Annotated in this window: 23 protein-coding genes; 11 read left to right on the top strand and 12 right to left on the bottom strand. The window is 65.1% G+C overall.

Annotated features, from left to right (window positions below; translation table 11 throughout):
* Positions 1-6: 6 nt before the first annotated feature.
* A complete protein-coding gene (locus tag J1M81_RS20855; RefSeq protein ID WP_206498746.1) occupies positions 7-1,335 on the bottom strand; it encodes a deoxyribodipyrimidine photo-lyase in 1,329 nt (442 codons plus the stop codon).
* A 151-nt stretch (positions 1,336-1,486) separates the two neighbouring features.
* Between J1M81_RS20855 and J1M81_RS20850 the strand changes: the two genes are divergently transcribed.
* The 3 genes from J1M81_RS20850 to J1M81_RS20840 are packed head-to-tail and all read left to right on the top strand — an operon-like array spanning position 1,487 to position 3,729.
* Positions 1,487-1,693 carry a hypothetical protein gene (locus J1M81_RS20850; protein WP_032365896.1) on the top strand — a complete coding sequence of 69 codons (207 nt, stop codon included), beginning with the start codon at positions 1,487-1,489 and terminating at the stop codon, positions 1,691-1,693.
* Between the two features lie 9 nt (positions 1,694-1,702).
* Positions 1,703-2,431, top strand: a complete 729-nt coding sequence (locus tag J1M81_RS20845) for a response regulator transcription factor (RefSeq protein ID WP_032388603.1) — start codon at positions 1,703-1,705, stop codon at positions 2,429-2,431.
* Entirely contained in the window at positions 2,428-3,729 is a 1,302-nt protein-coding gene (locus J1M81_RS20840) for a sensor histidine kinase KdpD (protein ID WP_027495933.1), read from the top strand. Before J1M81_RS20845 ends, J1M81_RS20840 begins: the two co-directional genes overlap by 4 nt.
* Before the next feature lie 11 nt (positions 3,730-3,740).
* On the opposite strand, the gene J1M81_RS20835 is transcribed toward J1M81_RS20840, so the two are convergent.
* Entirely contained in the window at positions 3,741-4,100 is a 360-nt protein-coding gene (locus tag J1M81_RS20835) for an FKBP-type peptidyl-prolyl cis-trans isomerase (RefSeq protein ID WP_027495932.1), read from the bottom strand.
* An 84-nt stretch (positions 4,101-4,184) separates the two neighbouring features.
* The gene (locus tag J1M81_RS20830) at positions 4,185-4,859 is read right to left on the bottom strand and encodes a DUF2848 domain-containing protein (RefSeq protein WP_094666158.1); all 675 of its coding nucleotides are present in this window, start codon (positions 4,857-4,859) and stop codon (positions 4,185-4,187) included.
* Between the two features lie 130 nt (positions 4,860-4,989).
* Here J1M81_RS20830 and J1M81_RS20825 point away from each other — a divergent pair, with 130 nt between their 5' ends.
* Positions 4,990-6,339 carry an MFS transporter gene (locus tag J1M81_RS20825; RefSeq protein ID WP_032372947.1) on the top strand — a complete coding sequence of 450 codons (1,350 nt, stop codon included), beginning with the start codon at positions 4,990-4,992 and terminating at the stop codon, positions 6,337-6,339.
* On the opposite strand, the gene J1M81_RS20820 is transcribed toward J1M81_RS20825, so the two are convergent.
* Positions 6,311-6,952: a GntR family transcriptional regulator gene (locus J1M81_RS20820; protein WP_032365894.1), complete on the bottom strand. Its 642-nt coding sequence runs from the start codon at positions 6,950-6,952 to the stop codon at positions 6,311-6,313. The two genes, J1M81_RS20825 and J1M81_RS20820, sit on opposite strands and share 29 nt — an antisense overlap.
* Positions 6,953-6,998: 46 nt before the next feature.
* Between J1M81_RS20820 and J1M81_RS20815 the strand changes: the two genes are divergently transcribed.
* The gene (locus tag J1M81_RS20815) at positions 6,999-7,799 is read left to right on the top strand and encodes a carbon-nitrogen hydrolase family protein (protein ID WP_027495928.1); all 801 of its coding nucleotides are present in this window, start codon (positions 6,999-7,001) and stop codon (positions 7,797-7,799) included.
* Positions 7,800-7,860: 61 nt separating this feature from the next.
* Here the strand turns inward: J1M81_RS20815 and J1M81_RS20810 are convergent, their stop codons facing one another.
* Positions 7,861-8,631 (bottom strand): alpha/beta hydrolase, encoded by a 771-nt coding sequence (locus tag J1M81_RS20810; RefSeq protein ID WP_308051294.1) that lies wholly within the window; start codon positions 8,629-8,631, stop codon positions 7,861-7,863.
* 95 nt (positions 8,632-8,726) lie between these two features.
* Between J1M81_RS20810 and J1M81_RS20805 the strand changes: the two genes are divergently transcribed.
* Positions 8,727-9,344, top strand: coding sequence for a TetR/AcrR family transcriptional regulator (locus J1M81_RS20805; RefSeq protein WP_032372949.1), 618 nt, complete (start codon positions 8,727-8,729; stop codon positions 9,342-9,344).
* 198 nt (positions 9,345-9,542) lie between these two features.
* Here the strand turns inward: J1M81_RS20805 and J1M81_RS20800 are convergent, their stop codons facing one another.
* The 5 genes from J1M81_RS20800 to pdxH all read right to left on the bottom strand — a co-directional run bounded on the left by J1M81_RS20800 (position 9,543) and on the right by pdxH (position 14,738).
* Positions 9,543-10,841 carry a citrate synthase gene (locus J1M81_RS20800; protein ID WP_027495925.1) on the bottom strand — a complete coding sequence of 433 codons (1,299 nt, stop codon included), beginning with the start codon at positions 10,839-10,841 and terminating at the stop codon, positions 9,543-9,545.
* 70 nt (positions 10,842-10,911) lie between these two features.
* On the bottom strand, positions 10,912-11,883 hold the full coding sequence (locus J1M81_RS20795) for a carbohydrate kinase (RefSeq protein WP_206498744.1): 972 nt from the start codon (positions 11,881-11,883) through the stop codon (positions 10,912-10,914).
* Complete coding sequence (locus J1M81_RS20790) at positions 11,880-12,809, bottom strand: aldose 1-epimerase family protein (protein ID WP_032385849.1); 930 nt, start codon at positions 12,807-12,809, stop codon at positions 11,880-11,882. Before J1M81_RS20790 ends, J1M81_RS20795 begins: the two co-directional genes overlap by 4 nt.
* Entirely contained in the window at positions 12,793-14,115 is a 1,323-nt protein-coding gene (locus J1M81_RS20785) for an MFS transporter (protein ID WP_052053171.1), read from the bottom strand. Before J1M81_RS20785 ends, J1M81_RS20790 begins: the two co-directional genes overlap by 17 nt.
* Before the next feature lie 5 nt (positions 14,116-14,120).
* Positions 14,121-14,738 carry a pyridoxamine 5'-phosphate oxidase gene (pdxH, locus tag J1M81_RS20780; RefSeq protein ID WP_206498865.1) on the bottom strand — a complete coding sequence of 206 codons (618 nt, stop codon included), beginning with the start codon at positions 14,736-14,738 and terminating at the stop codon, positions 14,121-14,123.
* A gap of 134 nt (positions 14,739-14,872) precedes the next feature.
* Between pdxH and J1M81_RS20775 the strand changes: the two genes are divergently transcribed.
* The 5 genes from J1M81_RS20775 to J1M81_RS20755 all read left to right on the top strand — a co-directional run bounded on the left by J1M81_RS20775 (position 14,873) and on the right by J1M81_RS20755 (position 19,787).
* A complete protein-coding gene (locus J1M81_RS20775) occupies positions 14,873-15,991 on the top strand; it encodes a citrate synthase 2 (protein ID WP_032371300.1) in 1,119 nt (372 codons plus the stop codon).
* Between the two features lie 69 nt (positions 15,992-16,060).
* Positions 16,061-17,182, top strand: a complete 1,122-nt coding sequence (gene serC, locus J1M81_RS20770) for a phosphoserine transaminase (RefSeq protein WP_032371301.1) — start codon at positions 16,061-16,063, stop codon at positions 17,180-17,182.
* Between the two features lie 91 nt (positions 17,183-17,273).
* Positions 17,274-17,945, top strand: a complete 672-nt coding sequence (locus J1M81_RS20765; RefSeq protein WP_206498743.1) for a rhomboid-like protein — start codon at positions 17,274-17,276, stop codon at positions 17,943-17,945.
* Between the two features lie 111 nt (positions 17,946-18,056).
* Positions 18,057-18,956 (top strand): septation protein SepH, encoded by a 900-nt coding sequence (gene sepH / locus J1M81_RS20760; RefSeq protein ID WP_032399886.1) that lies wholly within the window; start codon positions 18,057-18,059, stop codon positions 18,954-18,956.
* A 63-nt stretch (positions 18,957-19,019) separates the two neighbouring features.
* Positions 19,020-19,787 (top strand): hypothetical protein, encoded by a 768-nt coding sequence (locus J1M81_RS20755; protein WP_206498742.1) that lies wholly within the window; start codon positions 19,020-19,022, stop codon positions 19,785-19,787.
* A gap of 92 nt (positions 19,788-19,879) precedes the next feature.
* Here J1M81_RS20755 and J1M81_RS20750 read toward each other — a convergent pair whose 3' ends face one another.
* Positions 19,880-20,143, bottom strand: coding sequence for a DUF2537 domain-containing protein (locus J1M81_RS20750; protein ID WP_206498741.1), 264 nt, complete (start codon positions 20,141-20,143; stop codon positions 19,880-19,882).
* Positions 20,140-20,943: an RNA methyltransferase gene (locus tag J1M81_RS20745; protein ID WP_032372954.1), complete on the bottom strand. Its 804-nt coding sequence runs from the start codon at positions 20,941-20,943 to the stop codon at positions 20,140-20,142. The genes J1M81_RS20750 and J1M81_RS20745 overlap by 4 nt, the downstream gene beginning before the upstream one ends.
* Positions 20,944-20,956: the final 13 nt, after the last annotated feature.

Below are 20,956 nucleotides of genomic sequence, written 5' to 3'. Positions count from 1 at the left end.
CAGCCGTCACAGGGCCTTGAACCGAGCGATAGCAACCTCACGCTCGTGCTTGTGGTCGACGATCGGATCCACGTACTCCTTGGGTCGGCCGAACTTCAACGTGTGCACGGCTTTTCCCTCCTCACCGCGTAGCTCCGGCACCCAGCGCCGTACGTAATCGCCCGTCGGATCGAATTTCTCACCTTGGGTGATCGGGTTGAACACTCGAAAGTACGGCGAGGCGTCGGTACCGGTGCCCGCGGTCCACTGCCAGCCGTGCTGATTGTTGGCCAGATCGCCGTCGACGAGATGCTGCATGAAATAGCGGGCACCTCGCCACCACGGCAGGTGCAGGTCTTTGACGAGGAACGACGCGACGATCATACGGACTCGGTTGTGCATCCACTTCTCCGAGTTCAATTGCCGCATACCGGCATCGACGATCGGAAAGCCGGTCTCGCCCTTACACCAGGCCTCGAACAGCTCGTCGGCGTGCTTGCCCGAGTCCAGTTCGATCTTGTCGAACTTCTTGACGTAGTTCTCGCGCGCACTGTCGGGGCGCTGAAACAGGATGTCGGCGTAGAAGTCTCGCCAGCAGATCTGCCTCCGATACGCAGCGGCACCCTCGTTGCGGAGCTTGCCCAGGTCGGCCAGCATGGTTCGCGGATGAATGGTGCCGTACTTCAGATGCACCGACATCCGGCTCGTCGAATCGAGGTCGGGGCGGTTGCGTTCGTCGTCGTACTTCGAGACGTCGTCTAGAAAATCCTTCCACTGCGCCCGTGCGGCTTGCTCGCCTGCATCGGCGTCGGAGGTCTCGTTCTCGCTCGGAACTTTCGCCCTCTTCACGCCTTTCACGTGGTCGGGGTCGATCCACGTCACGGTTTTCGCGGACGTATCGGCCGGTCCGCGCCAACCGTGTTCCATCCACTGCCGTGAGTACGGCGTGAACACCTTGTACGGCTCACCGTCGTTCTTGGTGATCCGTCCGGGCGCAACGGCATACGGCGAACCGGTCTCGACCAGCGTCACCTTCTCGCCGACGCGCTGGTCCCGCGACCGGCCGTACGGACCGTAATCGGCGCTGATGTGGACCTCGTCGGCGTCGATCGCCTTCGCCACCTTCGGCACCACCGTCTCGGGGTCGCCGTGCACCACCATCAGCCTGCCGTCGAGCTGCTCGTCCAGTGCCTCGAGCGACCGGAACAGGAAGTCCTTGCGCGGACCGCCGGAGGGCTTCAGCAATCGGTCGTCCAGTACGAAGAGCCCCAGTACCGGATCCCCGGACTCGGCAGCGGCGGTGAGGGTGGGCAGATCCCCCAGTCGGAGATCACGGCGAAACCAAACGAGCGACATGCCGTCAGTCTTACCCAACCCGGCTACGAGCAACCCCCATCGCTGTTTCGGGGATTCTCAGAGAATCGCCAATCCATGCTCACCGACGCCGCAACATCGCCCCCTACCTTGGGAAATACGCCGATCAGCCGCGAGCAGAGGAGAGAACATCATGACGAACATCCGCCCCTTCCCCGGTGCCCTCTCCCTCGTCGAGAGCACCTGCACGTTCGAGAAGTACTACGAGCAGCTCTATGCCAAGGCACCCGCCCTCGCCTGGACCCTCGACGCCGACGTCGATCGCCGCACGGCCCTCGAGGAATTCTTCGCCAAGACGCCCGAGGAGCGGCGTACCACCGTAGACAGCTGGGTTGCCTAGCATTGGGAGGTGACCGAATCGCCGAGCACCCCCGCCACCGTCCTCGTCGTCGACGATGACACCGATGTGTTGTCGTCGCTGCAGCGCGGCCTGCGCCTGTCCGGCTTCACGGTCATCACGGCGTCGGACGGGGCCGAGGCGCTCGGCGTCGTGTCGCGCACCTCGCCCGATGCGATCGTGCTCGACATCAACATGCCGGTGCTCGACGGCGCAAGCGTCGTGACTGCGTTGCGCGCCATGGGGAACGACATTCCGATCTGTGTTCTCAGTGCCCGCAGCTCCGTGGACGATCGCATCGCCGGTCTCGAATCCGGTGCCGACGACTACCTCACCAAACCGTTCGTGCTCGCCGAGCTGGTGGCCCGCATCCGGGCCATGCTCCGACGGCGCGGCACCAGTCCGGTCATTCCCGCAGTCGATCCCGGTATCCCCAATTCGGCTGTCGCCGTGGGCACTTTGGTTGTCGATATCGCGGGGTACCGAGTGCACCGCGGCGGCGTCGACATCGATCTCACGAAGCGCGAGTTCGAGTTGCTGGCCATTCTTGCTCGCAACAAGGGCGTCGTACTGACGCGTGAGCGACTCCTCGAATTGGTCTGGGGCTACGACTTCGTCGCCGACACCAACGTCGTCGACGTGTTCGTCGGCTATCTACGCCGCAAACTCGAGAGCGACGGCTCGCCGCGCATCCTGCACACCGTCCGCGGTGTGGGCTTCGTCGTGCGGGAGTCGGTATGAGTTTCTCGCTTCGCGCCCGGGTCGCGGCGGCGACGGCCCTCGGTGCCACCCTTGTCGTGGCGGCCCTGGCCGTGGTGACGTCGGTGGCCATTTCCCGCAACAACGTCAACCAGCTCGACGAGCGTCTGACGACGGCATCGCAGGTGCTGGTCCCGAACTCGTCGACGCTGGAAGCCTTCATCGATCAGCTGTCCGGAGCGTTCGCTGTCACCATTCGCAGCGGAGACATCGTCGTCGCCTCGACTCCTACGCGGTTGCCGGCCCTCGACACCGGTTCTCAGACAGTGGATGTGGACGGTCAGCGGTTTCGGGTCTACACCGCGACCTCGACCGTGGTCTCGTCCGTGTCCATCTCCATCGGTGTCCCGGCCATCGAGGCGCAGCAGGTGACCGACGAGCAACAGAGACAGGTGATCCTGCTGGGGCTGGCTGCGGTCGCCGTGTCGACGGGCCTGGGTTGGCTGTTCGGAGGACGTGCCGTCAGACCGCTGGTGACGCTGACGCGGCAGGTCAGCGCTCAGCCTCCGTCGGCGCCGCAGACCCGAACCGGAGTCACCGAGGCCGACGAGCTCGCGGTCGCGATCGGGGGCATGCTCACCCGACTGAACGAGGCACAGGAACGCACCAATGCCGCCCTGGACACGGCACGCGATTTTGCGGCCGTGTCGGCCCACGAGCTGCGCACCCCGTTGACTGCGATGCGTACCGACATCGAAGTGTTGCGCACCCTCGATCTCGAGCGCGCGCAGCAACAGGAAATCCTGACCGACCTCGAACGCACTCAGGGCCGAGTCGAGACGACCCTGACCGCGCTCGAACGATTGGCATCGGGTGAATTGTCCAGCGAGGGCGACCGGGTCGAGACCGACATCATCGACATCTGCGACGTCGCCGCGCAGGACGCGCAGCGTCAGCACCCGGGTCTGGACGTTCGGGTGGAGTCGGAACCGGAGTGCGAGATCACGATTCGCGCACTCCCCACCGGAGTTCGACTCGCGGTGGACAACGCGATCGGCAACGCCGTCCGTCACGGCGGGGCGAGCACCGTCGTCATTCGCGTCGAGCGCGCGGACGCGCTGGTCCGAATCCTGATCGACGACAACGGATCCGGCGTTCCGGTGGACGAACGCGAGTCGGTGTTCGGACGCTTCGAGCGTGGAGCCGGAGCCGCGAAGGGCGGCTCCGGCCTCGGTCTCGCGCTGGTGGCCCAGCAGGCCGAATTGCACGGTGGCCGCGCATATCTGGCAGACAGCCCCCTCGGGGGTGCCCGATTGGTGCTCGAGCTACAGGACCGCTGACGAGAGATCTGCTACTTGACGTCGAGCAGATCGATGACGAAGACGAGCGTCTTGCCGGACAGACGGTGACCTGCGCCGGCGGGGCCGTATGCGAGCTCCGGCGGGATGGTGAGCTGGCGGCGTCCGCCGACCTTCATCCCGGGGATGCCGTCCTGCCAGCCCTGAATGAGGCCTCGGAGCGGGAACTGGATGGACTCGCCGCGGTTCCAGGACGAGTCGAACTCCTCGCCGGTGTCGAACTCGACGCCGACGTAGTGCACCTCTACGTTTCCGCCCGGTACTGCCTCTGCGCCGTCACCTTCGACGAGGTCGACCGTCACCAGATCCAACGGTGCCGGTCCGGCTTGAAATTCGATCACTGGCTTCGTCACTGAAGTCTCCTGCGGTTGTGCCGGCCCGCCGACGCCGACTGCGGTGTTCTGGGCATGGTCGGCACCGATTTTACGTCGTCACGGTCAGCCGATCGGAGCTGGCATCAACATCGTCTTGTATTCGCAGGTCAGCGTATTGCCGGTTGCGGGGTCGGCCATCTCGACCTTCCAGGTGTCGGCGAACTGGTTCACACCGGGGTGCATCGAGATGGTGCCGGAGATCAACACGGTTCCACGGGTGAACAGTCCACGGTCAGCGAGCACGTCGAGCCAGTAGTGCGGAGCGAGAAGATCACCGAGTGTTCCGGTCTGAATTGCGACGCCGTCCGCCCACGCGGTCAAGGTGATCTCGTCCAGCCGATCGGCGACCTCCGACAGACGCCACGCGCCGGTGCCGAGCACATCGGGAGCCGCGTTCTTGCTCCACGCGACACTGTGCACCTCCAGGTCACGGTCGGTGTGATCGCAGGCGACCGTCAGCAGCACGTCGTCGATCGTGTCGCCCAGGATCACCAGCGCCCACTCGGCCTCGCCCGACGTACGGCCGTGCTGGACGGCAACGGCGTCCGTCTGCTGCGCCAGGTACGGCGAAATGGGATACAGCGCCGGGGTCACCGTCGGAGCCGGAACGCCCAGTTCGGCCAGCTCCGCGATGTGCGACGCCACCTCCTCCTGGTTGCGTCCGGCGTACCCGGCGTTGAGCAACGCGTTCACCTCGACCGATTCGGAGGTGCCGTCGGGCAGCGTGAATGTGAGCATCAGTAAGGACCCTCTCCTCGTAAATTTTCTGTTTCCGATGCGCACAAAGGCTTGCGCATACGTCTTGTATACAGCAAGTATGGAGCACGTACAACGGATAGAGTGATCCCAGGCACACGAAGGAGTCGTCATGACCGAACCTGTTTCGGTAGATAGAAAAGGCCTGGCCAAGGCCTTTGCGGCCAGCCTCACCGGAACGGCATTGGAGTGGTACGACTTCGCGGTCTACTCGGCCGCCGCAGCTCTGGTGCTTCCGCTGGTCTTCTTCCCGGACAGCGACCCACTGACCGGGACTCTGCTGGCTTTCTCGACATACGCGGTCGGGTACGTCGCCCGTCCGGTCGGAGGGTTCGTCTTCGGCCGGCTCGGCGACGTCATCGGACGAAAACAGCTCCTCGTCATCACCCTGATGTTGATCGGCGTCACGACCTTCGCCATCGGTCTGATCCCCGGATACGACTCCATCGGCATCGCGGCACCGATCATTCTCGTCACGATGCGCTTCTGTCAGGGCGTTGCCGTCGGCGGCGAATGGGGCGGAGCCGTTCTCCTGTCGAGCGAATACGGCGATCCCCGCAAACGCGGATTCTGGTCTTCCGCAGCACAGATCGGACCACCCGCGGGCAACCTGCTCGCCAACGGTGCACTTGCCGTTCTGACGCTGACATTGACCGACCAGCAGTTCGAGTCCTGGGGATGGCGCGTGGCGTTCCTGTTCTCCGCGGTACTCGTCGGATTCGGTCTGTGGATCCGGTTGAAGCTCGAGGACACCCCGGTGTTCAAGGCGCTGCAGGAAAGCGGCGAACGTTCCGAGGCACCGATCAGCGAAGTGTTCAAGACCGAACTGCGACCCCTGGTGGCAGGCATCATGTCTCGTGTCGCGCCGGACGTCATCTACGCACTGTTCACCGTCTTCTCGATCACCTACGGCACACAGAAGTTGGGCTTCGAGCGCAGTGAGGTACTGACCGCCATTCTGATCGGGTCGGCATGCCAACTCGGCCTGATCCCGCTCGCCGGAGCAGTGTCCGACCGCATCAACCGACGCCTCGTCTACGGCGTCGCAGCCGTGGGCGGTGTCGCGTGGAGTGCGATCTTCTTCCTCGTCATCGGCGGAGGATCGCTACCGCTGCTGATCCTGGGTGTGGTGGTGGGCCTGGCGTTCCACTCGTTCATGTACGGGCCACAGGCAGCATTCGTCACCGAGCAGTTCAGCGTTCGATTGCGCTCGACCGGCAGCTCGTTGGCGTACACGATCGCCGGTGTCTTCGGTGGTGCGATGGCTCCGCTGATCTTCGTCTACCTGTTGGACAAGACGGACAGCTGGGTGCCGATCGCCGGGTACATCGTCGTTGTCGGCGCCGTGACACTCGTCGGCCTCGCCCTCGGACGCAACCCGGACCCCACCGAGGACGAGCACTACGTGCTGCTGGGCCAGCAGCACGAAAATGCTACGCGCGCAACAGAGTCTGAAGCGTGACCTCGAGGTGAGCGTCGATCTTCTCGTGCACCAGGCCCTCGTCGCCGGCACTCAGTGCGTCGATGATGGCCTGGTGCTCGGCGCACACTCGGTGTTGCCGGTTGGCGGCGGTGAACAACGCACTCAAGCCCACTCGGAGCTGACGCGCCCGCAAACCGGCATACGTGCGCGAGAGCAGATCACTGCCCGCCGAATCGATCAAACTCTGATGGAACGTCCCGTCCCAGTCGATGAATTCCTTGGGAGCGTCGGTGCTGTCGGAATTCATCAGCAGCTCCTGCTGATGCAACGCATGCTGCATCGCCGCGATCGGAGCGTCACCGGCACGCAGCGCCCGCGACGCCGCGTGCCGTTCCAGAACGCCTCGCAGATCCATCAATTCGGCGATCTGCCGTCCGGACATCGCCGGCACATGAGCACCGCGCTTGGGCACCATCTCGACCAGACCCTCGGACTGCAGCATCAGCAACGCCTCACGGACCGGCGTGCGCGATACGCCGATTCGAGTCGCAAGTTCCTGTTCGTTCAGAAAAGTGCCGGTGGCGGCCGGTGACGACAACACCTGATCACGGACGAACTGGTACGCCTTGTCCCTCCCCGACAGTGGTTGCATACGATATGTATACCTGTCTTCCCCCGACGAAACCAGGAGTCACACCGTGAGCTCGACTATCCGCATCAGCCTGGCCCAGATCACCAGTGGCGAAAACCCCACCGAGAACCTCGAACTCATCGAGACCCACACCCGCGCCGCGGCGCACGCAGGCTCGGACCTCGTCGTGTTCCCGGAGGCGATGATGCGCTGCTTCGGCGGACCCATCCGAAAGTTCGCGCAGCCACTGGACGGCGAATGGGCACAGACCGTTCGTCGGATCGCGTCCGACGCCGGCATCACCGTCGTCGCCGGAATGTTCACTCCCGCGCCCGACGACAGAGTGACCAACACACTGCTCGTCACCGGCCCGGGCGTCGAGGCGAGCTACGACAAGATTCATCTGTTCGACGCGTTCGGATTCGCCGAATCCGATACCGTCGCACCGGGTTCCGACCCGCTCGTGCTCGACATCGCGGGAGTCCGCGTCGGCTTCGCGACCTGCTACGACATTCGCTTCCCTGCCCTGTTCCAGAAACTCGGCGACCTCGGTGCCGAACTCGTCGTGGTACCGGCGTCCTGGGGATCGGGTGACGGCAAAGTGGAGCAGTGGACCCTGCTCGCCCGCGCACGCGCCCTGGACTCGACCACTTTCATCGCGGCCTGCGATCAAGCCGAACCTGCTGCCGCCGAAGGCAATGCCCCACTGGGCGTCGGCCACAGCATCGTCTGCTCCCCCACCGGCGAGATCCTCGGCCAACTCGACGCGACACCCGGCATGCTGACGATCGACATCCATACCGAGCTGGTCGACGCCGTGCGCAAGAACCTGCCAGTGCTGAAGAACCGCAAGCACTTCGACGCCTGAGCGCGCCGCGAACTCGAAGTTATGGACGAATTCTGGCCCAAATCCGTCCATAACCTCGAGTTCAGCGAGGATCTGCGCGCCTGGACCAGAACTCGTCGACCACCTCGGCCAATCGATCCGGCTGCTCCAACGCCGGTATCACCCGCGCGCCGCTGACGGTGGCCTCGCGCGCATCGACCATCGTGGCGACCACGGCGCGGGCCTCCTCCGGCGTCCATTCACCACGATCGTCGGTGGTGACGAACAGCGTCGGACACGTCAAGGCCTGTGCAGCCCAATTCAAGTCCGTTCGATTCAGAATCGCCGTTTCGATGGCCAGGCGACGGCCCGCCCGCCCGATTGTGTCGCGCAGCAACTGCACCGCCTCGGGGTCGTGAGCTCGGGAATGATCGGTGAAAATGGTTTCCTCGATGGCCGATCGCACCGGGCCACGAAGCCCGACAAGGCGATACAGCGGCAGCAGCATGCGGACCTTGCGACGCAACGCCTCGTCGATGGGATGCGTCGGCGCACTGATCGCAACGAGGGTCGAGATCAGATCCGGTCGTCGCGCGGCTACCTCCATACCGACATGACCACCCCAGGCATTTCCGACCCAATCGACGCTGCCGAATCCCCATCGGCGCTGCATCTCTTCGAGTAGTTCGACAGCGGCATCGGCACACGCCGAGATATCGGCGGCTTCGCTCAACGGGTCGCTCGAACCACAGGATGGGGCGTCGACCAGGTGCACAGTCCGAGTTGCAGCCAGCTCCGACAGGACGCGATCCCAGCTCGAGGAGTCGACGAACATGCTGTGCCACAGCACAACCGGCGGTCCCGTGCCCGTCACTCGGACGGTTAACCGACCGAGTCGAGTAGGAAAGTGGTATTCGTTCATATTTAACATTACACAGCGTAATCTCAATTATGTCTAGACTGCATCTCATGGCCAGGACTTACTCGTCGGACCTGCGCACCGAGCGCGCTCGACTCAACCGCGCCGCAGTGATCGACGCCGCACATGCGATGTTCTTGAGTCGAGGATGGGTCGCCACCACCATGGCCAACGTCGCGTCGGAGGCCGGTCTGACCCGGCAGACCGTCTACCAACAATTCGACGGCAAGCTCGCGTTACTGGACGGATGCATCGACAGTGCGCTCTCGAACGGCCTGGACTCGCCCGTCCGCCAGTTGCCGGACTACGAGAAGATGGGCACCGGAACGTTCGAGGAACGACTCGTCGCCGGCGCGGCGTGGCTCCGCGGGGCACATGAGCGATCCGCGGCCATACAACACGTGCTGGACGAGGCCGCAGTAGTGGATCCAGTTGCTGCGCAGCGGCTCTCGGTCCGAGAGAAAACGCGATGGGACGAGAACCGTTGGGCAGCAGGGCTGATTCTCGACGGTCCTCCGCCGGACATCGTCGTCGACGCCATGTGGTTGCTCACGGCTCGCTCGGTGTGGCTGAGATTGACCCGCGAGCGCGGATGGACCTCCGAGCAATGGGAGCAGTGGTTCATCGCACACGCTCGGACAGAATTGCGGCCGCGAACTCGAAGTTAGGGACGAATTCCGGCCGAATCTCGTCCATAACTTCGAGTTCGCCGGGACACCAAGCCCCGTCACGCGCCGAGTTCGCAGTTGTGTCGACGAAACAGCCCATATCGCCTGCGTAACTGCGAACTCGGCGGGATACGCAGGCCGACAACGACAACGCCGCCGGCTCCCGAGGGAGTCGGCGGCGTTGTCGTGCAGCAAGAACTAGCGGGAGCTGACGTCCTGGTAGTCGCGCTCGGTGTAGCCGGTGTAGATCTGGCGCGGACGGCCGATCTTGCCCGTGGTGTCCTCGTTCTGCTCGCGCCAGTGCGCGATCCAGCCCGGGAGACGGCCCATCGCGAACAACACCGTGAACATGCGCGGCGGGAAGCCCATCGCGCGGTAGATCAGGCCGGTGTAGAAGTCGACGTTGGGGTACAGCTTGCGCTCGACGAAGTAGTCGTCGGTGAGCGCGGTCTCTTCGAGCTTGAGTGCAATCTCGAGCAGTTCGTCGCCGTTGCCCAGCTTGCCCAGGATCGTGTGTGCGGTTTCCTTGACCAGCGTCGCGCGCGGATCGAAGTTCTTGTACACCCGGTGTCCGAAGCCCATGAGCTTGACGCCGTCTTCCTTGTTCTTCACTCGACGCAGGAAGTCGGTGGCGTCGCCGCCCTCGGCCTTGATCTTGTCGAGCATCTCGAGCACGGCCTGGTTGGCACCGCCGTGCAGCGGGCCCCACAGCGCGTTGATGCCGCCGGAGATCGAGGTGAAGAGGTTGGCCTGCGAGGATCCGACGAGGCGGACCGTCGACGTCGAGCAGTTCTGCTCGTGGTCGGCGTGCAGGATGAGCAGCATGTCGAGTGCTTTGACGATCTCGGGATCGACCTCGTACGGCTCGGCGGGGAAGCCGAACGTCATGCGCAGGAAGTTCTCGACCAGGCTCTTCGAGTTGTCCGGGTAGAGGAACGGCTGACCGACCGACTTCTTGTAGGCGTAAGCCGCGATGGTCGGCAGCTTGGCCAGCAGACGGATGGTGGAGAGCTCGACCTGCTCGGGATCGTTCGGCTCTAGCGAATCCTGGTAGTACGCCGACAGTGCGTTGACCGCGCTCGACAGCACCGGCATCGGGTGGGCGTTGCGCGGGAAGCCGTCGAAGAAACGCTTGAGGTCCTCGTGCAGCAACGTGTGGCGACGGATGCGGTCGGTGAACGTCTCGAGCTCGTCCTCGGACGGCAGCTCCCCGTAGATCAACAGGTAGCTGACCTCGATGAACGACGACTTGCCCGCAAGCTGTTCGATCGGGTAACCGCGGTAGCGCAGGATCCCCGCGTCACCGTCGATGTACGTGATGGCCGACTTGGTGGACGCGGTGTTGACGAACCCGCCGTCCAGCGTCGTGTAGCCGGTGGTCGCCAGCAGCTTTCCCAGCTCGATACCGTTGTTGCCTTCACTGGCCTCGGCAATCGACATGGAATATTCGCCACCGGGGTAGGTGAGGGTGGCTTTGGCATCATTCTCAGCGGGCACGAATGGTCCCTCTCGAACTCGTGTAACGGACACGTACTTAAAACGGACAGTTCTAACGTCGCTAGTGAAACTAGTCTCTCGGTGCCTCGGACGCCCAGGGAGGGTCGGCACCGGGTCGTGAAACCGTGATCGCGGCTGCCGTGGCAGCGAACGAAAGAGCTTGCCGCCAATCCTCCCCGGTCATCTCCTGTACCGCTTTCGATGTGATAATGGTCTCTTTTTCCAGGTAGCTCAACAGTGCGCCGTGCACGGTGTCACCAGCGCCGATCGTGTCGACGACGTCGACGGCCACTCCAGGCACCGAGATTTCGTCGGCTGCGACAACCCCAGACGCCGGGGCCTCCTCGGGTGCGGTGAACACCGAGATACCGTCTCCGCCGCGGGTCATCACCACCGCGGTCACCCCGGCGGCGAGCCAGTCGTCGACGGTGGTGCCCTGGGTGCCCAGTCCCAGCCAGTGCGAGTCGTCCTCGGACACTTTGAGAATGTCGATGCTCGGCAACCACGAGCGAAAGCGGTCGCGAAATCCGTCGGCGGTGATGTCGCCGCTGGTGCTGTCGATGGCGGCCGGGCGAATGTTGGGGTCGAGCATCGTCAGCTTGCCCGCGGCCCGAGCTCGATGCAGCAATTCGGCGTACACCGACGCGCCGGGCTCGTACAGCAACGACAACGTGCCGAAGGACAGAACGCTGATCTCGTCGGGCAGATCACCGGGATCGGCGACGAGTCGATCTGCCGTGCCATCGGCGTAGAACGAGTACTCGGCGCTGCCGTCCTCGGCGAGGGTCGTCATCGCCAACGTCGTCGGCTCGTCACCGCGCTGCACCCACGAGATGTCGACCCCGGCATCGCGCAGACTCGCCAGGATCTGCTCGCCGAACGAGTCGCGAGAGATGCGGGAGAGATAGGCAACCGGCGACCCCAACCGGCCGATCGAGATGGCGACGTTGAATGGCCCGCCGCCGAGTTTCGGTGAGAGCAGCGGCCCCTCGTGCACCGGCACCAGATCCACCAATGCTTCGCCGCACACCAGAATCGTCACTTCTCGTACTCCATTCCCCAGCTGCCGGACCAGGTCTGCCCCGGGTCGAGCACGATCAGATCGATCTCGGAATTCAACGCGTCGGGCGGGCAGGTCATCGGTTCGATCGCCAACGCACGTCCCCGATCCGGGTACGCCTGATCGTTGGCGGGATCGGCGGTGAACACTTGCACCCACCCGAAGTTGCTGTCGGTCCACAGCACCGTCGCGGTGCCGTCGGGGCCACGCAGTGTGTGCTTCGCGCGTCCGTCTACGTCCGGCACCGAGGCACTGAACGGAGTGTCGAGCTGCACGCCCTCGAGGTTCCGAGGCTGCCGAAAGTCGTACTCGGTATCGGCCGTCGGAACCGAAAGTCCTACGGGCAGATTGCGTACCGGATCGAGCGGCAGCCGCGTACCCGCGGACAGTTCGAGCGTGCATTCGTCGAGGGGTACGTCCCCCACACGCACGTAGGTATGGAATCCCATTCCGTACGGCGCAGCCGATTCGCCCGTGTTCGTCGCCGACGCGGTCACCGTCAGACCGTCGTCGGACAGCTCGTGTGCCACCGTCAATCGCAACGAGAACGGCCAACCCTCGTGCGTGCCGATGTCCACGCTCTGCTCGACGCGAGACTCGGTGTGCTCGTCGAGAGTCCACTCCACCCGTCGGACGAAACCGTGGCTCGCGTTGTTGCGGGCCGGTTCGGTGATCTCCAACCGATGTTCGACGCCTTCGAACGTGAACGTTCCGTCGGCCGTTCGATTGGGCCACGGGGCCAACACCAGTCCCGCCGACAGCGGCGGCTTGGTGCCCGCCTCCCACGTTTCGGTGAGCGGTGAGCCGTCGTACTCGAGGACCCGCAGGCCCGCTCCGACAGCAGCGACGTCGGCGCGATACTTGCCGCTCGTCAACGAATACGTCTGCGCCTCAGCTGTGGGAGCCATGCGAGCCATTGTCCACGACGGTGTCGTCCACCGTCTTGCTACCGACGATTGCGCCGACCCGGTAGCGAATGAATGCCGGTAGCGCGAGGGCTGCGATCGAGACACCGATGACCACCAGCACACCACCTCCTGCGGCGGCCGCGGCCGTCCCCACCGAGGCCGCTGCCGCGCCGTGCAGAACATCGCCGATCCGGGGCCCTCCCGCGACGACGACGATGAAGACGCCTTGCAGTCGGCCGCGCATCTCGTCGGTCGCCACCGTCTGCAGCATCGTGCTGCGGAACGCCGCCGAGATCATGTCGGCACCGCCACCGAGCGCCAGAAACGCCAGTGCGAACCACAGGGCAACCGTCGTCGCTCCGTCGGTCGCCGCACCGACGGCGAGCCCGAATCCGATCATCGCCACGCCCCAGACGACGATGCAGATCAACACCGCAAGGCCTTGACGCCGCACGCGCGGTAGCCAACCGGAGAACACTCCACCGAGCACCGCTCCCGCGGACATCGCCGCGAACAGCATGCCCAGCACCGGCCCACCCGAGGCCGGGTCCCCGAAACTGTCGTGGGCGATCTGCGGGAACAGCGCCCGAGGCATCCCGAACACCATGGCGATGATGTCGACGACGAACGACGCCAGCAGCACCTTCTGGGTAGCGAGGTACGCGAAACCCTCGAACACCGAACGCAATCCGGCGCGTTGACCGGACTTGGCCGGCGGAATGCCCGGCAGCCTGATCACCGCCCACAGCGTGGCGAACAGTGCGATGGTGTCGATCAGGTAGAGCGTCTCCAGTCCGATGTAGTAGATGAGGATGCCTGCACTGAGCGGACCGGCGATGGCACCGAAGTTCATCACCGTCATGTTCAGAGAGTTCGCGGCGGGCAACTGCCCCGCGGGCAGGATTCGCGGCAGTATCGCACTGCGGGTCGGCTGATTGACGGCGAAGAAGGCCTGCTGAACTGCCAACAGCACCAACACGATCCACACGTTGTTCAGTTGCAGGAACGCCTGCAACCAGAACAGTGCCGACGTTCCGATCAGGCCGAACGTGGTGATCATCAACAAGGTTCGGCGGTCCATCACGTCGGCCAGGGCCCCGCCCCACAGCCCGAACACGATGAGGGGCACCAGAGCGAACACGCCCGTCAAGCCGACGTAGGCCGAGCTCAGGGTGATCTGATAAACCTGTTGCGGCACAGCGACGATCGAAAGCTGCGCGCCGATGACGGTGACGATGTTCGCCAGCCACAGGCGGCGATATGCGGGAGTCTTCAGCGGGGTCGTGTCGGCCAGGATGCCGCGCAGCCCGCTCACGGTTGCAGTCGCTCGATCACACCGCTCGCCGGCATCACTCGAATTCTGTTGTGCATCCGGCTGGTTCGACCCTGCCAGAATTCGACGATCTCCGGTTCGACGCGGACGCCGCCCCAATTCGGCGGTACCGGCACCTCGCGCCCGTCGAACGTCGCGGTGACCTCGGCCAGTTGCGCGGCGAGAGCGTCACGAGACACGACGGTTCGCGATTGCTCGGACGCCCATGCGCCCAGCTGCGAGCCGCGCGGTCGCGTCCGCCAGTACGCCTCGGTGGTGTCGCGGTCGACTCTGGTGACCGGTCCGCGGACGGTGAGCTGACGGGCGATGCCGATCCACGGAAAGGTGATGGACGCGTACGGCGTCGACGCCAATGCGCGGCCCTTGTCCGAGTCGTAGTTGGTGTAGAACACCACGCCCTCGGCGTCGAGGTCCTTGCACAGGACGGTGCGGGTCGCGGGCCTACCGGCAGCGTCGACCGTGCCGAGCACGATCGCGTTGGGCTCGGGCAGATTCGCGGCAACGGCGTCCGAGAGCCACTGCCGGGCCAGTGGCAACCAGCCGTCGCTCAGGGCGTCGACGTCGAGATCCTTGGGCTCGCCGTAGTCCACTCGCATGGTGGCCAGGCGCTGTTCGTCTGCAGACACGAACCCAGACGCTACTCCCGCGTAAAAGCTCGCTATGGTTTCCGCAAGCACGCCCGGATGCGGCGCAGAGCCGGGCGCAGTCGCGACGAGGGAGTCCACAGACCATGGCTGTTCAACACGTTCCCGAAGATTTCGTTCCCGGTCTCGAAGGTGTGGTCGCCTTCACCTCCGACATCGCCGAGCCCGACAAGGACGGCGGCGCACTGCGTTACCGCGGAGTCGACATCGAGGAACTGGTTGCACAGGGCGTCACCTTCGGCGATGTGTGGGCGCTGTTGGTCGACGGGGAATTCGGCCGCGGCCTGCCACCGGCCGAGCCGTTCCCCCTGCCCATCCACACCGGTGACGTCCGCGTCGACGTGCAAGCAGGCCTGGCGATGCTCGCTCCGATCTGGGGGTATCAGCCGGTACTCGACATCGACGACAGCACCGCCCGCGACAACCTGGCCCGCGCCTCGGTGATGGCGCTGTCCTACGTCGCGCAGTCCGCTCGCGGGATCTACCAGCCCGCTGTGCCCCAGAGCCGCATCGATCAGGCGGCCACCGTGACCGAGCGCTTCATGGTCCGCTGGAAGGGCGAGCCCGACCCCGCCCACGTCGCCGCCATCGACGCCTACTGGGTGTCGGCCGCCGAACACGGCATGAATGCATCGACGTTCACCGCCCGCGTCATCGCCTCCACCGGAGCAGACGTCGCAGCATGCCTCTCCGGAGCCATCGGCGCGATGTCCGGCCCACTGCACGGCGGCGCCCCGGCCCGCGTACTGCCCATGATCGAAGAAGTCGAGAAGACCGGCGACGCCCGCGCGCTGATCACCGGGATCCTCGACCGCAAGGAAAAGCTCATGGGCTTCGGGCACCGCGTCTACCGCGCCGAGGACCCTCGCGCTCGTGTTCTGCGCGCCACCGCCAAGAGACTGAACGCTCCGCGCTACGAGGTTGCCGCCGCGCTCGAACAGGCCGCGTTGACGGAACTGCGCGAACGCCGCCCCGATCGTGCGATCGAGACCAACGTCGAGTTCTGGGCCGCCGTGATCCTCGACTTCGCCGAGGTACCCGCGCACATGATGCCCGCGATGTTCACCTGCGGACGCACCGCCGGCTGGTGCGCTCACATTCTCGAGCAGAAACGCCTGGGCAAGTTGGTGCGCCCGGCAGCCCTTTACACCGGCCCCGAACCGCGCACCCCCGACTCCGTCGACGGCTGGGAGCTGATCCGGTAGTCGACGGTGTCATGACACCCGACTAGCCTGTGGAGGCCATATTCCATCGACGCTAGGACGCGCTACTCCATGGCTGATTTGCCGATCATTCCCGCCGATCTTCTTCCCGCCGACGGACGCTTCGGTTGCGGCCCGTCCAAGGTTCGCCCCGAGCAGCTGCAGTCCCTGGTCGACGTCGGTGCGTCCGTGTTCGGCACCAGCCACCGGCAGAAGCCCGTCAAGGACGTCGTCGGACGTGTACGCAGTGGTCTGAAAGACCTGTTCTCGCTCCCCGAGGGCTACGAGGTCGTCCTCGGCAACGGTGGTACCACCGCGTTCTGGGATGCCGCTGCGTTCGGTCTCATCCGGGAGAAGTCGCTGCACCTGACCAACGGTGAGTTCAGCTCGAAGTTCGCCTCGGTGGCCAAGAACAACCCGTTCATCGGCGATCCGATCGTCGTCAAGGCAGAGCCCGGCAGCGCGCCCGAGCCCACGTCGGATCCGTCCGTGGACCTCATCGGTTGGGCCCACAACGAGACCTCGACGGGCGTCGCCATCCCGGTCAGCCGTCCGGCCGGCTCGGAGAACGCCCTCATCGCGATCGACGCCACCTCCGGTGCCGGCGGACTGCCGGTGAACGTCGCCGATTCCGACGTCTACTACTTCGCTCCGCAGAAATGCTTCGCCGCCGACGGCGGCCTGTGGGTCGCGCTGATGAGCCCGGCCGCGCTAGCCCGCGTCGACGAGATCGCCTCCAGTGGCCGGTGGGTTCCGGACTTCCTGTCGTTGCCGATCGCCGTCGACAACAGCAGCAAGGACCAGACCTACAACACCCCCGCAGTGGCGACGCTTCTGCTCTTCGCGGACCAGATCGAATGGCTCAATTCCCAGGGTGGCCTGGACTGGGCCACGAAGCGGACCGCGGACTCGTCCTCACGCCTGTACGACTGGGCCGAGAACAGTGAATTCGCAACGCCGTTCGTGACCAACCCGGATCACCGCAGCCAGGTTGTCGGCACGATCGACTTCGACGAGAAGGTCGACGCAGCCCAGGTTGCGAAGATCCTGCGCGCCAACGGCGTCGTCGACACCGAGCCGTACCGCAAGCTCGGCCGCAACCAGCTGCGTGTCGGTATGTTCCCGGCCATCGAGCCGGACGACATCACCGCACTGACCAAGAGCATCGACTGGGTCGTCTCCACGCTGAGCTAGTCGGCAGCCAACTCACAGCTACAGCGCTCCCTCCGAGGCCTACACTTGCTATCAATTACGCAAGCGTAACGACCTCGGAGGGAGCGTTCGCATGTCCAGGCTCCTGTCCGTCGTTCTACGACTGCGGGTGACGCTCGTGTACTGCCTGCTCACAGCCGCAGGAACCGTCACTCTCGGGCAGATCGGGCCGCACGATCGTTGGCATGTGCTGCACGCCGCGAGCACCAACCTGCACAATCTCACCGACGGTCATCTCGCCACGCTCGTCACCAGCGCCTTCCTCACCGAAGGCCGGCCCGATTGGTGGTGGCTCGCCTCGGTCGCCATCCTGTTCGCCGTCGCCGAGTGGGTCTCGGGGTGGCGCCGGTTTCTGCTCACGTTCTCCGCCGGGCACATCGGCGCGACGGCACTGGTGGCTGTCGGGTTGTTCGTCGGCATCCACGTCGACTGGTTTGCCGACTCGTTGGCCGTAGCCGTCGACGTCGGGGTCAGTTATGCCGCAGCTGCGGTGGCGGGCTCCTTGATTCGATACCTGACGATGCCGTGGCGCGCAGTGTGGGGCGCATTGTGGATCGCCGTTGTCGCCGTCGGAGCCATCACCGATCCCTCGTTCACCGCTGCCGGCCACGCACTGGCGCTGACCATCGGGCTCGGACTCGGCGTATTCTTTCTTCGTCGAGATTCAATGCCGTTGTCGCGCAATCGAATCGACTCGACTTCGGCCGATCGGGTGCAACCGAGCGCGCAGCTGTCTACTCTCTGAGAAAGAAACCGACGCCACCGCCGCGAGGCGTGTCGGACACCCGCCGAATACGGTAGGTGAACTAGGCTCGAATTCGACGGTATCGCGAGCCGGCGCGATGAGGAGGTCAAGGTGCGAGACTTACGTGTGGTGGGTCTCGAGGCCGACGGAAAGTTCGTCGTGTGCGCAGATCCCAAAACCGGCGACAGATTCCGGCTTCCAGCCGACGACAAACTCCGCGCAGCCTCACGCGGAGACATCGCTCGACTAGGACAGATTGAGATCGAAATGGACAGCTTGCTCCGGCCGAAGGAAATCCAGGCCCGTATCCGCAGCGGCGCGACCATCGAACAGGTCGCCGCAGATTCCGGAATGGCCATCAGCCGAGTCGAGGTGTTCGCGCACCCCGTACTGCTCGAGCGTTCGCAGGCAGCGTCCATGGCCCAGGCCGGACATCCGCTGCGGCACGACGGCCCGGCTGTGCAGACCCTGCTCGACATCGTCACCCTCGCCTTCCGCGCGCGCGGACACAACCTCGACGACGCGGCGTGGGACGCCTGGCGCGACGAGGACAACAAGTGGGTCGCCCAGCTGAAGTGGCAGGCAGGGCGCACCACCAACAAAGCGCACTGGCAGTTCTTGCCCGACGGTCACGGCGGCACCATCGCTCCGCTCGACGACACCGCACGCGAACTGATCGACCCGGACTTCGGACGTCAACTCCGCGGCCTGGCCCCGGTACGTGCACTTGCCTCCGCCGAGGACTCCGACGACGAGACCTCGCAGCAGAGTTTCGACGAGTACTACGGCACCACCGCCGACAGCGAGATCGACGCCGAGACCATCGACGTCGAGGTGGACGATGCGCCGACTCCCGAGCCCGAGCAGCCACGCGAACCGGCGGCCAGGGAGCCCAGGCCCGCACCCAAGCCTGCCGCCGGTCACACCAGCGGCAAGGACAAGCGTGGCAAGCCGGCCATGCCATCGTGGGAAGACGTCCTGCTCGGTGTGCGCAGCAGCGGTCACAACTGAGTTCTTCGTGTGACCGATGTGCCGCGCGATGTCGGAGTGCCGACACCCACACCGTAGGCTTCGATGGAAGTCACGGAGAGAGAGGTGCCGGTAGTGGGGGCCAAAGCATCAACGATCTGGTACGTGGACGCACCGGATCCCATATCGGTACTGCGAGAAGCCACCACCTCCGACTGGAACGCCGCCAGTGCGCTCGTCGGACGGCTCTACCCCCATCTCACGGCCGTCCCCCTCGAGCAGGGACCCATCTCGACTTCGGCGGGTGTGGACGACGATCACGTGTTCATCGGGTGCTACCCCGGCGTCACCGTCGTCTGCGGATCCAACTTGTCGGTGCCCACGCCGTCGACCCTTCCCGAATCCGTCACCCGCCCACTGGCCTCCGAGCACACCTACCTCGTCGCCTCGGACCCCGAGCATGCCTGGGGTGCGTTCGCCTACTGGGAGCGCGGTGAGTTCCGACGCTCGTTCAGCGCCACCCCCGTCTACATCTACGAGGACGTGGGGCTGCCTCTGGTGTGGGAGCGTCCGTTCTGGGCCGGTGACCACCCGCTGATCTATCCGCCCGGAGTGATGCCGGATCCGCAGTCACTGCCGTTCCACCCCCAGGAATTCGCCGAAGCCGCCAACGCCGAATGGCTCGGCTTCCGCTACACCGGTGCCCCGAAGCCCGGCGAGCTCGACCCGAATGCGCTGCCTGTCTGCGGTTTCACCATGTACGTACCGGGCCAAGAGCCGCAGCCCCAGAACGTTCCGGTCCAGAATGCACCCGCAGCGGAATCGGCCGAGCCCGCACCGCGACCGAAGAAGCGCTGGTTCTCCCGCAAATAGTGGCTCGGGTGGGCACCGTTGCCCACAACGACCGGCAATCGACGGGATTCCGCCGATCGTCGCCGGTAGTGCGCAACCCTGCCCGGGCCGGCTCAGAACGCCAGAGCCGCCAGCGCAACGAAGCTCAGTACCGCCCCCGCGCTCGCTCCGTACACGGCCCAACGCCATACCGGAACGCCGAACCACCGCATTACCGTCGGGGCTGCGCCTGCCACGACGACGAGGTTGAGGCCGATCGCGAGCAGCGGATGAACTCTGGCCAGTTCCAGGCCGAACGCCGTCAGTGCCACCGCGACGAGGATCGCCGCGATCACGGCAACCGGGACACCGGTCCAGCGAACGTCCGGATCCTTCACGTCAGACGCACCCGTTCGTAGAAGCCCATCGCCGCGGCCGTCGCGACATTGAGTGAATCGGTACCGGGCGCCATCGGAATACGAGCGCGAATGTCGGTGGCGCGCATGGCGTGTTCGGTCAGACCCGGCCCCTCGGCACCGAGCAGCAACGCGACCTTCTCCCCCGTCATCGCCGTCGCCAGAGACACCGCCTCCGGGTTCGGCGTCAGCGAGATCAGCTGAAAACCGTGCCGCCGCACCCGATCGAGGCCACGAGGCCACTCGGGCACCTTCGCGAACGGCACTCGGAGCACATGCCCCATCGACACCCGGACAGACCGTCGGTACAGGGGATCGGCGCAGGCGGCCCCGAACAACACCGCGTCCACCCCGAGACCGGCCGCATTGCGGAACATCGACCCGAGATTCTCGTGATCGTTGACGCCTTCCAGAATCGCGACCGTGCTCGCGCCCGCCAGCACCTCGTCCAGATCGAGGGCCGGCGGCCTGTTCGCCGCCGCCAACACACCACGGTTGAGGTGGAAGCCGACGACCTCGGCCATCACCTCGGCCGACGTCCGATAGAACGGAACGTCCGAATCGGCGAGGTCCTCGCGCAACGCGTCGAGCCGTCGATCCACACCCAGCAGGCTGATCATCGGAAAACGCGAGCTCAGCAGGCGCTGCGCGACGAGCACGCCCTCCGCGATCACCAACCCTTTGCCCTCGGGTAGATCGGGGCGCCTGTCCGAGGAATTGAGGTCGCGGAAGTCGTCGAGCCGCGGGTCGAGGGGATCGTCGATGTCGATTACATGCACCACCTGCTCATCTTCT

Source organism: Rhodococcus sp. KRD175, from assembly GCF_017168275.1.
In the GTDB taxonomy this organism is placed as follows: domain Bacteria; phylum Actinomycetota; class Actinomycetes; order Mycobacteriales; family Mycobacteriaceae; genus Rhodococcoides; species Rhodococcoides fascians.
Note: the sequence above shows the minus strand (reverse complement) of the source record. Positions and strands in the feature narration are given on the sequence as shown.